This is a genomic window from Rhodobacter sp. P1_C2 (genome assembly GCF_056406375.1).
Map to the genome: position 1 here is coordinate 117938 of NZ_JBFUAG010000003.1, position 13449 is coordinate 131386.

Genomic DNA, 13449 nt, shown 5'->3' on the forward strand with positions numbered 1-13449 from the left:
TTATTTCACCAGATAGGGGCGGCCCCGGCGGTTGGCGGCGGGGTTCGGGTCTGCGCCGGTCGGAAAATCGCCCATCAGCACCGGTTGCATGCCCTGGTTGCGCAGGTTCTGCAAGAATTGCCCAAAGCCCTTGAGGTCCGCAAGCCTTGGCGCCTCGGTCAGGCGGCGCTGGCTTCGCGGGCTGATCTCGTCCACGATGGTCTGCAGGGGCTCCATCGGGTTTTCGACGAATTCGGCCAGGGTCCAGATCCGGATCCGCGCCTTGGCGAAATGCGAGCGCAGGATGGAAAGGTGATCCGATTCAATCTTTTGCAGCCGCGCCGCCTCGCGCCGGATTTCCGAGAAGTTCTGGTTGGAATGAAACAGCGGAATGGCCCAGGCGCCCGAGATGACCGAGATCTGCGCATTGGGATCGCAGGCCATGAACCAGCTGATCGCCTGCAGATCGTTCGGGCCGAACTGGAAGCATTGCCGCTCGCCCCTTGTGTTCCAGATCAGGTTCGACAGGAAGTTCTTCGGGGCATAGTCGCGCAGGGCCGCGCTGTTCGACATGGCACCGCTGAAGACCGCCTCGCCCCCGGCAAATTCGACCCGGTCCGGCGCGAAGAGATGGCCATGCGCGCGGGTGCCGGCGACCTTGCCCAGCCAGGCCTCGAAATTTTCGAACACTTCGGAGAAACCTTCGAAGACCGAATAGGGCGCGGCGGTGCGGCCGTTTTCCCAATTCTCGTTCGGAAACCGGCTTTGCATGTAAAGCCCGGCCCGCCCCTTGGTGCGCCGCTCAACCGCCTTGGCGAAAAGCCGGTCGATCTTGCCGGGGTTGGGTTCGGCCGAGGCCTGACCTGCCGGGCCGCCGCGCAGGAAGGTGTCGTAGAGCTTGTTCGCCTGCGGCCAGATCTTGCGGGCCACAAAACAATCCGACCGGCGCAGAAGCTGCAGGTGATCGTCGTAGAAGATATGCGGCTTGCCCTGAAAATCGAACTTGGACAGGGTCAGCGAGCGGCTTTCGACATTGGTCGAGAACTGCCGCACCATGGTCTGGAAATAGCTTTCGTCGGGAATCCAGACCCGGCGGAAATAGCGGTCGATCTCGGCCCGGTCGGGGCTTTCCAGGATGGCCGACAGGGTCTGCCGGGTCAGGCACCACCATTGGCTGCCCAGGTGCGGCACCAGCGCGGGCGGCACCTTGCGGCGAAACCGCATCCGGCGCTGCAGCTTCACATACCAGTCGAAGGCCCGCCGCTGTTTGCGCCAGCTGAAGGGAAAGCGCAGGGTGAACCGTTCCAGATTGAGGCCGCCCACCGTCCAGCCGACATCCTCGGTCGTCACACTTTCGATGAAATCGGTGCGCGGACGGCTTTCCAGATAGGCGATCAGCTCCTCCACCGGACGCAGCGGCAGGCAGGAGCCGGAGGCGAGGAAGACATGCCGCACCTCGGGAAAGGTCTTGAGCATGATCGTCGCGGCCTCCTGGGTCGCGGCCACGATGCCCCAGGTGCCCCATTCGCAGGCATAGCGCCCCGAAAAGCGGATATTGTTCAGATCGGCCAGTGACTTGACCAGGCCATCATAGGCCGCGAAGGCCACGCGCCTGTCGACATGGATCACCACCGGGCAATCCCGTTCGGCCCAATGGCGCGCCACTTCGGAGGCGCGTTCCAGCGCCGTGTGACATAGCATGACGAAGCCGACGGTCACGCAGCCTCCCTCAGGCCCAATTGCCCTTGGACATCAGACCGAGAATTTCGAGCTGACGCCAGTTGATGTATTTCTCGCTGAACTTGCACCACATGTCGGGATGCTTGGCCAGCTTCTCCTGATAGGCCTTGTACTCCACACTCGCCCCATAGTGCTGTCCGCGCGACATCTCTTCTGCCGCTTTTGTCGCAAATGTATCGAGAAACTTGGCGTGAAGAAGGCAACCAGAGGCTTTTTCCCCGCCCCATTCATCATAGACCAGATTGAGCCCGCGCGGCAAAAGCATGTGGGTCGAGCTGACATAGGCATAGGAGCGATGCCAGTTCACCAGCGGCACCTTGTTCAGGGCCGGGGCCATGGCGGGCTTTTCGGGAAAGAAGACCCGGGTGCGCGGCCCGCCCTGGATCCACAGATTGCCAAGGCCGCCGTTGCGGTGGATCGTGTAATTGCCGCTGTCGAACCACTGGGCAATCTCCATCGGGTTCTGCCCCTCGCGGTAGGGGTGTTCGTGGATCGGACCCTTGGGATACATGTCCAGCATCATCGCCGAGAACGAACGCACGGCCGAGGCATCCAGCCAGTCGGTCAGCGCCCGCAGCGGCCTGGTTTCGCAGAAAGGATAGACGAGGAATTCGTCGACATCGACCGTCAGGCACCAATGGCCGTGACAATAGCGCCGCTGCAGATGGGTCAGCCAATCCACCCCGAAGCGCGAGGCCTTGTAGCCGCCCTTGGTCGTCCAGATCGAGACATCGGGCTGTTCGGCGAGGTATTCGCGGCTGCCATCGGTGCTGTCATTGTCGACGAAGAGAAAATGCTCGATCCCCAGATCGCGGTAATAGCGCATGAAATAGGGCAGCCGGATGCGTTCGTCGCGCAGGGTACACAGGAGCAGGATCGCATTGCGGGCAATCTTGCCCGTCCGGTCCGCCACCGGCCGCAGTTCGCGACGCTTGATGAAGGCGCGCAAATGGGCGCGCCGCCGTCGCGCCCTGAGCTTTATCGCCTCATACAAACTCACGCTGTGCCCCCGTCGCCTGAAACGACATTCAATTCTTCACGGTATAGGCCCCAAAGCTTGAGGAAGCCTTGACGCCCTGCCGCTTTTCCTTCCGCTGCCGCACCCATTCCCCTGCCAGAGACCAGCCCGATCCGGCCCGCGAATTTTGAAGTGAAATTCGCAACAATCCAAGGCGGTTAGGAAAAAATTCTCGGCCTGCGGCTAAAGCCATCCTCCGCGCGACATCAGGCCAAGCGCCTCCAGCTTGCGCCACCCGCTATAGCTGTGCGATTGCGGGCACCACAAGTCGGGGCTGCTGATCACCGCGGCATAGTAGGCGTCGTACAGATCCGAATTGGCGAAATGCTGGCGTCTTTCGCGTTCCTCGACCGATTTCTCGACGATCGTCGGCAGAAACTTGGTGTGAAGCAGGATTCCCGACAGCATTTCGCCGCCCGTCTCGTCAAAAACCGCATTGAGCCGGGGCGGCAGGATCGCGTGGGTGGAGTTCACATAGGCATAGCCGCGCCGCCATTTGACCAGCGGCACCTTGTTGAGCGTCGGCGCGCGGCGCGGTTCGCTGCCGAAGAAAACCCGGGCGCGCACGCCGCCCTGTATCCAGAGGTTGCGCATCCGGGGCTGGACCTGCACGACATAATTGCCACTGTCGAACCAGGGCAGCACCTCCAGCGGGTCCTGCCCGGCGCGGTAGCTTTGCGCGGCCAGCGGGCCTTGCGGGTAAAGGTCCAGCATCATCGCCCCGAAAGACCGCCGCCCGTCCGAATCAAGCCGCTCGGTCAGGGCGCGCAGGGGGCGGGTCTCGCAATGGGGATAGACCAGCAATTCATCGGCATCGAGCGTCAGGCACCAATGGCCGGGCGCATGGCGTTGCATGAGCCAGGTCAGCCAATCCAGCCCGAAGCGCGAGGCCTTGTAGCCCGCCGCACTGCGCCAGAGCGAGACATCGCCCTGGGCCTCCAGAAGCTCGGCCGTGCCATCGGTACTGGCATTGTCGACGAAGAAGAAGTGATCCACCCCGATCCGCCGATAATAGGCGAGGAAATGCGGCAGGCGCAGCGCCTCGTTCCGGACGGTGACGAAGGCCAGGATGGCATCGGGGGCAATCTGGTGGCTGCGGTCTTTGACGGGGGCGATTTCGCGCCGCTTGCGAAAGGCGCGCAAGAGAAACCCCAGCCGCCGCAGACGCAGGCGATAGGCACGCCAGTAGAAGGTGATCGAGGGGGAGGTCGCCGCAAGCTCGCCCAGGCTGACGGCATGTGGCAGATGAGAAGGCCCCCAGACCCGCCGCGCAACCTGACGCAAGCGATCCCAGGGGCCAGGAAGCAAAGCTTATTGTGCCGCTTTTTGCATGGCGACCATATCGTTGATATAGGCCGAGAATTCCTCGCGCAGATCGGGGCGCGACAGGCCGAAGGCCACGGTCGCCTGCAGGAAGCCCGCCTTGCTGCCGCAGTCGTAGCGCTGGCCACGGAAGCGGAAGCCGAAGACCTGACCCGGGGTCGCGGCCTCTTCGGCGATCGCGTCGGTCAGCTGGATCTCGCCACCGGCGCCCTGCTTCATCTTGTTGAGGTTGGTCATCACCTTCGGCGTCAGGATGTAACGCCCGATCACCGCGAGGTTGGACGGCGCATCGGCAGCCTTGGGCTTTTCGACCATGCCCTTGACCTGCACGATCGAGCCCATGTCCTCGGCCACATCCAGCACGCCATAGGAGGAGGCCTTTTCGACCGGCACTTCCATGGCCGCGACCATGTTGCCGCCGGTCTGCTCGTAAGCCTCGACCATCTGCTGCAGGCAGGGCTTTTCGGCGGCGATCACGTCATCGGGCAGCAGGACCGCGAAAGGCTCGTTGCCGATCATGCGGCGGGCGCACCAGACGGCGTGGCCGAGGCCAAGCGCGCGGTTCTGCCGGACATAGGCGATGGCGCCCGAGTCCATGTTGGTCTCGCGCAGGATTTCCAGAAGGTCGTCCTTGCCACCGCGACGCAGCGTCGCTTCCAGCTCGGGCGAATGGTCGAAATAGTCTTCCAGCGCAGATTTGCCGCGCGCGGTCACGAAGATGAATTCCTTGATGCCCGCAGCGCGCGCTTCGTCGATCGCGTACTGGATCAGCGGGCGGTCGACGAGGGTCAGGATCTCTTTCGGGACCGACTTGGTTGCGGGAAGAAAACGGGTCCCCATACCAGCGACCGGGAAGACGGCCTTGGTAACTTTCTTGATCTTGCGTTTGATGATCTCAGCCATTTCATCCACTCGGAATTCATCTGAGCGTGACGCTCATTATGTGAAGTTCTAACAGAACATTTGCCGGAGCGCGCTCCCCCACACCCCGAAACTCGCTGCATTTGCACAAATTTTTATGCGCTTGCCTAGTACTTCCCTTTTGGCAGGGTAAATGACAAGGCCGCGGTCGGTTTTCTGGGCGGTTTCCTGCCAAAACCCGGGCTCATGTCATGGCCTGCATCATCTCCTCCAGAACGCGAACGTCGGAGGGGTTGTTCAACTCCCAGAATTTGCGGCCGCGCGCGGCGACCTCGACGCAAAGCACCTTGCGGCCCTGTTCAAGAAACCGCAGTTGTTCAAGGCCTTCCAGTTTTTCCAGCGGTCCGATGGGCCAGGACGGATAGCTGGCCAGCGCCGCCGGACGATAGGCATAGACGCCAACGTGGTGGAAAACCGGGGTCATCTCGTCCGGGTCATAGGTCTTGCCGGTATAGGGAATCACCTCTTTGGAGAAGTAGAGCGCCCGCCCGCCCTCGCCGAAAACCGCCGTCGTGCCGCCGACACGGCCGGCGCGACGGTCGGCGAGGAAACCCTCCACCGCCTGGCCGTCACAGCGCAGGACCGGCGTCGCGATGTCGGCCTGCGAATCACCCAAGAGGCCCGCCACCAGATCCTCGACGAACCAGGCGGGGGTCAGCGGCGCGTCGCCCTGCAGGTTCACCACCACGTCATAGCCGGGCAGATGCCGCACCACCTCGGCGCAGCGTTCGGTGCCGTTCTGCGCGGCGGAGGAGGTCATCACCACCTCGGCCCCGAAGCTTTCGGCATGGGTCCGGATGCGGTCGTCGTCGGTCGCCACGACCACGCGGTCGATGCCCGAGACCGCCATTGCCGCCTCCCAGCTGCGCCGGATCAGGGTCTTTTCGCCATCCGGCCCGCGCAGGGTGACCAAGGGCTTGCCGGGATACCGGGTCGAGGCATAGCGGGCGGGGATGGCGATCAGGACGCTCATTTCTGCAAGGAGACCCCGGGCGCATAGGCGATGAAGAAGGGGTTGTCCCAGCCCTTCTTGCCATAGGTCAGGGTCGTGTGGTCGTCAAAGCGCACCACCTGCCCGCCCGCGCCCCGCAGGACGGCGTCGCCCGCGGCGGTATCCCATTCCATCGTGCGGCCCAGACGCGGGTAGATATCCGCCTCGCCGGTCGCCACCAGACAGAACTTCAGGCTCGACCCCGCCGACTTCATGTCCTTGACCGCGTATTTGCCGATATAGGCATCGGTCGCGGCATCGCGGTGGCTTTTGGAGGCCACGACCATCAGCGCGCCATTGTCGGGGGTGGAGACGCCGATCGGCTTGGTGGCCCCGACCTTGTCCTTCTCGAAAGCGCCGGTCTCTTCGACCGTGCTGCCATCGGGCAGCGTATAGAACAGCCGATCCTGCGCCGGGGCATAGACCACACCGCGCAGGGGCACGCCGTTTTCGACATAGGCGATGTTCACGGTGAAATCGCCGCGGCGTTGCACGAATTCCTTGGTGCCATCCAGCGGGTCGACGATGAAGAAGGTCGACGCCTCCAGCGCGTGGCTGGCCGCCTGCTCTTCGGTGATCAGGGTCACCTCCGGATAAGCCGCCTGCAGACCGGCCGAAATGATCGCATCCGCCGCTTCGTCCGCCTCGGTCACCGGGCTGGTATCGCTCTTGGATTTCACCTCGAAATCCGGGCCATTGTAGACCTGCATGATTCGGTCACCGGCTTCGAGGGCGAGACGGCGGAAGATCGGGATGAGGCGGTCGAAATCCATGCAAACTCCTGTGAGGCTGGTCAAAACGCCGGGATCGCGGCCGGAACACAAGCCGGGCCCCGATTGAATGACCCTTACTTTGCCTTTATCATCAAAGATAAAGGGAACAGCAAGATTTCCCGGCGTAAAACGGGGTTCGGTCCCGCAAGAGGCGAAGAGATGTTTCAGCCTGCCCTGCCCAAGAGCCATGTTGGCAGTTTTCTCGCCACGGCCGAGCTGATCTTTCACGTCGCCGTCCGCGATATCCGCAAATCGCATGGCAATGCGATCATGGGCCTGATCCTGACCATGGTGCAGTCCGTCATCCTGGTGCTGTTCTTCTGGTTCATGCTGACGGTGCTGAAGATGCGCGGCTCGGCTGTGCGCGGCGACTTCATGCTCTATTCGATGACCGGCATCTTCATGTACATCACCCATGTGAAGACGCTGAAGGCCGTGTCCAACTCGGACGGGCCGACCTCGAACATGATGAAGCACGCGCCGATGAACACGGTCGTGGCCATCGCAGGCCAATCGCTCGCCTCGCTCTATCAGCAGATCCTGTCGATCGTGGTGATCCTGTTCTTCTACAACACGGTGTTCAACCGCATCACGATCGAGCAGCCGATCATGGCGCTTTGCATGCTGCTGATCGCCTGGATCTCGGGCGTGGGCGTCGGCATGGTGTTCAAGGCGGCGACCCCCTGGTCGCCCAACTTCTTCTCCATCCTCAACATGATCTACAGCCGGGCCAACATGATCGCCTCGGGAAAGATGTTCCTGGCCAATGCGATGCCGACCTCGAAGCTGGCCTGGTTCTGGTGGAACCCGCTGTTTCACGTCATCGACCAGACGCGCGGCTTTGTCTTCCTGAACTATCACCCGCATTATTCCTCGATCAGCTATCCGCTTCTCGTCTCTGCGGTGCTGATCATCCTCGGGCTGATGGGCGACAGTTTCACCCGCAAATATGCCTCGATCAGCTGGAGCGCGGGACGCTGACGGCTGCTTTTCGCGCGCTGCAGGGAAATATGCAGCTTTCATCAACTTCGGTGATCTTTCCCCTCTGCAGGGCGCTTGCAGCACCCGTTACCCCCCCTTATATACCCCACGAAGCCAGATGGGGTTGTCCACCAGGGCAGCCTGCAGATGGTTCTCGTTGGGATCGGGGCAGGTCGCCTGATGGGGCCGCCCCAAAACATCGCCTAAGTAAAGGGAACAGACATGGCCAAAATTATCGGCATTGACCTGGGGACGACCAACTCCTGCGTCGCCATCATGGATGGCAGCCAACCCCGCATCATCGAAAACTCCGAAGGCGCACGCACCACGCCTTCCATCGTTGCGTTCACCGAGAATGAGCGTCTTGTCGGCCAGGCCGCCAAGCGTCAGGCCGTGACCAACGCTTCCAACACCATCCATGCCGTCAAGCGTCTGATCGGCCGCCGCGCCGATGACTCGATGCTGTCCAAGGACCTCAAGAACCTGCCCTACAAGGTGGTTCCCGGCCCGAACGGCGACGCCTGGGTCGAAGCCCGTGGCGAGAAGTTCTCGCCCGCCCAGATCTCGGCCATCATCCTGCAGAAGATGAAGGAAACCGCCGAAGCCTATCTGGGGGAAACCGTCACCCAGGCCGTCATCACGGTTCCGGCCTATTTCAACGACGCCCAGCGTCAGGCCACCAAGGACGCCGGCAAGATCGCCGGCCTCGAAGTGCTGCGCATCATCAACGAGCCGACCGCGGCTGCGCTGGCCTACGGCCTCGACAAGAAAGAGACCAAGACCATCGCGGTCTATGACCTTGGCGGCGGTACCTTCGACATCACCATCCTGGAAATCGACGACGGCCTCTTCGAAGTGAAGTCGACCAACGGCGACACCTTCCTCGGTGGCGAAGACTTCGACATGCGCATCGTCAACTACCTGGCGGACGAGTTCAAGAAAGAGCATGGCGTTGACCTGACCCTCGACAAGATGGCCCTGCAGCGTCTGAAGGAAGCCGCTGAAAAGGCCAAGATCGAGCTGTCCTCCTCGTCGCAGACCGAAATCAACCAGCCCTTCATCTCGATGGACCGCACCACCGGCCAGCCGCTCCACCTGGTGGTGAAGCTGACCCGTGCCAAGCTGGAAAGCCTGGTCGATGACCTGATCAAGCGTTCGATCAAGCCCTGCCAGGCCGCGCTGAAGGATGCCGGCGTGTCGATCTCGGACATCGACGAAGTGGTTCTGGTCGGCGGTATGACCCGGATGCCCCGCGTCATCGAGGAAGTGACCAAGTTCTTCGGCAAAGAGCCCCACAAGGGCGTGAACCCCGATGAAGTCGTGGCCGCCGGTGCCGCCATTCAGGCCGGCGTTCTGCAAGGCGACGTCAAGGACGTGGTCCTGCTCGACGTGACCCCGCTGTCGCTCGGCATCGAAACCCTGGGTGGCGTCTTCACCCGCCTGATCGACCGCAACACCACGATCCCGACCAAGAAGAGCCAGATCTTCTCGACCGCCGAAGACAACCAGAACGCCGTGACCCTGCGCGTCTTCCAGGGCGAGCGTGAAATGGCCGCCGACAACAAGATGCTCGGCCAGTTCAACCTGGAGAACATCCCGCCCGCCCCGCGCGGCATGCCGCAGATCGAGGTCACCTTCGACATCGACGCCAACGGCATCGTCACCGTGAAGGCCAAGGACAAGGGCACCGGCAAGGAACAGGCGATCACGATCCAGGCTTCGGGCGGTCTGTCCGATGCCGACATCGAGCGCATGGTCAAGGACGCCGAGGCCAATGCCGACGCCGACAAGGCCCGCAAGGAGCTGGTGGAAGCCAAGAACCAGGGCGAAAGCCTGCTGCACTCGACCAAGAAGTCGCTGGCAGAACACGGCGACAAGGTTGATCCCTCGACCGTCGAAGTCATCGAACTGGCCATGTCGGCGCTTGAGGACACCCTCAAGACCGAAGACGCCGGCAAGATCAAGGGCGGCATCCAGAACCTGACCGATGCGGCGATGAAACTGGGCGAGGCGATCTACAAGGCCACCGCCTCGGCTGCCGAAGGCAAGGACGAAGATGCCCCGCGCGACGTGGACGATGACATCGTCGACGCCGACTTCGAGGATCTTGGCAACAACAAGCGCAAGTAACCAGCGCGGAACTGTCGATGGGCGGCCCTGTTGCAGGGTCGCCCAAACGCGTTCTCGAACAGAGGTTCAGCAATGGCAAAGCGCGACTATTACGATGTCCTCGGAGCCGCCAAGGGCGCCTCTGCGGAAGAACTCAAGAAAGCCTATCGGGCCAAGGCCAAAGAGCTGCACCCCGACCGCAATTCCGACAATCCCGAAGCCGAAGCTCAGTTCAAAGAGATCAACGAGGCTTATGACGTCCTGAAGGATGCCGACAAGAAGGCCGCCTACGACCGCTATGGCCATGCCGCCTTCGAAGGCGGGCGCGGCGGTGGCGGCGGCGCGGGCAATGGCGATTTCGCCTCGGCCTTCTCGGATGTCTTCGAAGACCTCTTCGGCGATTTCATGGGCCGCGGCGGTGGCGGTCAGGGCGGGCGCCGTCGGGCGCAGCGCGGGTCCGACCTGCGCTACAACCTGCGCGTTTCGCTGGAAGAAAGCTACAAGGGCGTCCAAAAGACCATCTCGGTTCCGACCGCCGTCAGCTGCGACACCTGCCACGGCACCGGTGCCGAAGGCGGGGCCGAGCCTGTGACCTGCCCGACCTGTTCGGGCATGGGCAAGGTGCGGGCGCAGCAGGGCTTTTTCACCGTCGAACGCACCTGCCCGACCTGCGGCGGTGCGGGCCAGACCATCAAGAATCCCTGCAAGGTTTGCGGTGGCGCAGGCCGGGTCGAGAAGGAACGCTCGCTTTCGGTCAACATCCCGGCCGGGGTGGAAACCGGCACCCGGATCCGGCTTGCCGGCGAGGGTGAGGCGGGGATGCGCGGCGGGCCGACCGGCGACCTCTATATCTTCATCGAAACGCGGGAGCATCCGATCTTCCAGCGCGACGGGGTGAACCTCTATTGCCGCGTGCCGGTGTCGCTGATCACCGCGGCGCTGGGGGGCGAGGTCGAGGTGCCGACGATCGACGGCGGCAAGAGCCGGGTCAAAGTGCCCTCCGGCACCCAGACCGGCAAGCAGCTGCGCCTGCGGTCCAAGGGCATGCCGGCGCTGCGCGGCGGTGGCCACGGCGACATGCTGATCGAACTGGCGGTGGAGACCCCGGTCAACCTTTCGACCCGGCAGAAGGAGCTGTTGCGCGAGTTCGAAAAGCTCGAGGCCGAGGACAACAATCCCGAGGGCTCGTCTTTCTTCGCCAAGGTCAAGGGCTTCTGGGACGGCATGAAGAACTGAGCCGATGCTCCGAGGATGGGCAGCATTGCCCATCCTACCGGACAGGGCAGGCCCCGGGTTGGCGGGGTTGCGTTAACCCTTCCTTCACCAAGCCCGTGGCAGTCTGTCGCCATGGCACAGCAAGGTTTCCAGGACTCACTCCTCCCGATGTTCCCCACCCCGGGGGACGAGGATGAGGCCGTGCCGGTGGCCTTGCCCGGCAAACTCCCCTCCTACATCGCCGATCACCGCAAACGCCTGCGCGAACGCTTCATGGCGGGCGGTCAGGCGGCCTTGCCGGATTATGAATTGCTGGAGCTGATCCTGTTCCGCGCCATTCCGCGGCAGGATGTGAAACCGCTGGCCCGGTTGCTGCTGGACACCTTCGGCGATTTCAACCGGGTGATCTCGGCCGCGCCGCAACGCCTGATGATGGTGAAAGGCGTGGGCGATGCCGTGGTGGTGGAGCTGAAGCTGGTCGAGGCCGCGGCGGGCCGCCTGATGCGGGCCCGGGTGATGAATCGGCCGATCCTGTCCTCGTGGAATGCCCTGCTCGACTATTGCCAGACGGTCATGGCGCACCGCGAAACCGAACAGTTCCGCATCCTCTTTCTCGACCGCAAGAACGTGCTGATTGCGGATGAGGAACAGGCCAAGGGCACGGTCGATCATGTGCCGGTCTATCCGCGCGAGGTGGTCAAGCGGGCGCTGGAGCTGAACGCCTCGGCGATCATCCTGATCCACAACCACCCCTCGGGCGATCCGACCCCGTCGGAGGCGGATATCTCGATGACCCTTCAGGTGCAGGAGGCGGCGCAGGTTCTGGGCATCGTGCTGCATGACCATCTGATCATCGGCAAATCACGCGAGCTTTCGTTCAAGGCGCAGGGGTATCTATAGAAGGAGCATCAGCACCGAAAGCCGGTTTCAGCCAGACCTCCACCCGCCGGTTCAGCCGGCGGCCGGCGGCGACCGCGTCGCAGGCCATCGGCAGCGCCTCGCCAAAGGCCTGCTCGCCCGGCAACTGGTCCAGCGGCATCCCCGGCACCAGCGCCTTCAGGGCGGCCATCACCGCTTCGGCACGAGCCTGCGACAGGGCGAGATTGGCCTGCACTGTGCCCTGCCCGTCGGAGAAGCCGGCCAGTGTCAGCGCCTGGCCCTTGAAGAGGCCGGCCTCCATCATCTGGGCGAGGTCGGCGAGGTTGTCCTGGCTGGCGGCGTCCAGCGTGTTGGTGCCATCCTCGAAGCGGAAGGTCAGGGACAGCCGATCAGCCCCGTCCATCGCGGAGACGAGGCGCTGCAAATCCTCCAGCGTCGTCTGCGCCCCGGCGCCCTTGATCGCGTTGATCAGGCGCAAACCGTCGGCGGTCATCGGCTGGCGTTCGACGCTGCGGTCGATGTAGCCGGCCTGCGCCACGGCGCGCTGCGCCTCGGGGGTCGAGAGAAACTCGAGGAACTCGCGCGCAAAAAGGGGCAGGCGGTGGCGGGGCGTCAGGAAAAACACCGGCAGGGTCAGGGGATAGTCTTGCGCCTTGACGGCAAGCCGGGTCGGCAGAAGGGGAAAGCCGCAGCTGTCGGTCAGGGGCAGAGCGCGGGCGGGCTGCGCCACCGATTGCCCGGTGACCGCGATGGCCCAGGGGTCGCGCGCTACAGCCGTGGCAAGCTCGGCCAGCGTGGCATGTGACACGGTGACGGCGGGGTCCTTGCCGAGCCGCGCCTTCAAGGCCCGCGCCACATCGCTGTCGGCCGCCAGACCATGCAGGACCAGCGGCATGTCCGGCCCGCCGACATCCTTCCAGTTCTTCGCCTCGCCCGACAGGACCCGGGCCAGATCGGTCGTCGAAATCCGCGGTGTCGGGTTGTCGGGCGCCACGATCGGCACCATCGCATCCAGCGCCACCGACTGCGAACCCAGATCCGCCTCGGTCACCGAGGCCAGCGCCAGGGTCGCCGCCCCCGAAAGCACCGCGTCATGCGCTTCCTGCGGCGTGCCGGGCGTGAAGGAGATCTCGGCCAGCGCCTCGCCCGAGGTTGGGTCGGTGATCACCACCGGCATGCCCGGGTGCAGGGTCAGGCCGCGGCTTTGCGCGAAGGCGGCCAGCAGCGGCGGCAGAAGCTTGGCCCCGGCATCGGAGGCCCCGGTGATCGCGATCACCGCCTTGGGCGCGGTCAGATCCGGGCAGGCGGGCCCTTCGCAGACAACGCCCTGGCCGTCGATCGTCAAGGGCCCGTAGTTGGAGGCGATCCGGAAGAACTCGCCATCATAGCCGGTCAGGGTTCCCGCGATCGACAAGGCGCCGTCGCGCGACGTCAGGGTGACATCCTGCGCCTCTGCCGCCACCGGAAACAGAAACGCGGCGAAAACCGCCGCGCGCCACACCATCACACCCATGCCACCC

Annotated in this window: 11 protein-coding genes; 4 read left to right on the plus strand and 7 right to left on the minus strand. The window is 63.6% G+C overall.

Going from position 1 to position 13449, the window contains the following annotated elements:
- The 6 genes from AC1DZT_RS05610 to cysQ all read right to left on the minus strand — a co-directional run bounded on the left by AC1DZT_RS05610 (position 1) and on the right by cysQ (position 6745).
- On the minus strand, positions 1-1698 hold the full coding sequence (locus tag AC1DZT_RS05610; RefSeq protein WP_478005629.1) for a DUF5927 domain-containing protein: 1698 nt from the start codon (positions 1696-1698) through the stop codon (positions 1-3).
- 10 nt (positions 1699-1708) lie between these two features.
- Complete coding sequence (locus AC1DZT_RS05615; RefSeq protein ID WP_478005630.1) at positions 1709-2719, minus strand: glycosyltransferase family 2 protein; 1011 nt, start codon at positions 2717-2719, stop codon at positions 1709-1711.
- Between the two features lie 201 nt (positions 2720-2920).
- Positions 2921-3934, minus strand: a complete 1014-nt coding sequence (locus AC1DZT_RS05620) for a glycosyltransferase family 2 protein (protein WP_478005913.1) — start codon at positions 3932-3934, stop codon at positions 2921-2923.
- A gap of 114 nt (positions 3935-4048) precedes the next feature.
- On the minus strand, positions 4049-4963 hold the full coding sequence (gene galU, locus AC1DZT_RS05625) for a UTP--glucose-1-phosphate uridylyltransferase GalU (protein WP_478005631.1): 915 nt from the start codon (positions 4961-4963) through the stop codon (positions 4049-4051).
- A gap of 202 nt (positions 4964-5165) precedes the next feature.
- Positions 5166-5954 (minus strand): 3-deoxy-manno-octulosonate cytidylyltransferase, encoded by a 789-nt coding sequence (locus AC1DZT_RS05630; protein ID WP_478005632.1) that lies wholly within the window; start codon positions 5952-5954, stop codon positions 5166-5168.
- Positions 5951-6745 carry a 3'(2'),5'-bisphosphate nucleotidase CysQ gene (gene cysQ / locus AC1DZT_RS05635; protein WP_478005633.1) on the minus strand — a complete coding sequence of 265 codons (795 nt, stop codon included), beginning with the start codon at positions 6743-6745 and terminating at the stop codon, positions 5951-5953. The genes AC1DZT_RS05630 and cysQ overlap by 4 nt, the downstream gene beginning before the upstream one ends.
- 159 nt (positions 6746-6904) lie before the next feature.
- Here cysQ and AC1DZT_RS05640 point away from each other — a divergent pair, with 159 nt between their 5' ends.
- The 4 genes from AC1DZT_RS05640 to radC all read left to right on the plus strand — a co-directional run bounded on the left by AC1DZT_RS05640 (position 6905) and on the right by radC (position 11950).
- A complete protein-coding gene (locus AC1DZT_RS05640) occupies positions 6905-7726 on the plus strand; it encodes an ABC transporter permease (RefSeq protein ID WP_478005634.1) in 822 nt (273 codons plus the stop codon).
- Between the two features lie 222 nt (positions 7727-7948).
- On the plus strand, positions 7949-9856 hold the full coding sequence (gene dnaK, locus AC1DZT_RS05645; RefSeq protein ID WP_478005635.1) for a molecular chaperone DnaK: 1908 nt from the start codon (positions 7949-7951) through the stop codon (positions 9854-9856).
- Positions 9857-9928: 72 nt separating this feature from the next.
- The gene (gene dnaJ, locus AC1DZT_RS05650; protein ID WP_478005636.1) at positions 9929-11071 is read left to right on the plus strand and encodes a molecular chaperone DnaJ; all 1143 of its coding nucleotides are present in this window, start codon (positions 9929-9931) and stop codon (positions 11069-11071) included.
- A 111-nt stretch (positions 11072-11182) separates the two neighbouring features.
- Positions 11183-11950 carry a RadC family protein gene (gene radC, locus AC1DZT_RS05655; RefSeq protein WP_478005637.1) on the plus strand — a complete coding sequence of 256 codons (768 nt, stop codon included), beginning with the start codon at positions 11183-11185 and terminating at the stop codon, positions 11948-11950.
- On the opposite strand, the gene AC1DZT_RS05660 is transcribed toward radC, so the two are convergent.
- A complete protein-coding gene (locus tag AC1DZT_RS05660) occupies positions 11928-13442 on the minus strand; it encodes a phosphate ABC transporter substrate-binding/OmpA family protein (protein ID WP_478005638.1) in 1515 nt (504 codons plus the stop codon). The genes radC and AC1DZT_RS05660 overlap by 23 nt on opposite strands.
- Positions 13443-13449 lie beyond the last annotated feature (7 nt).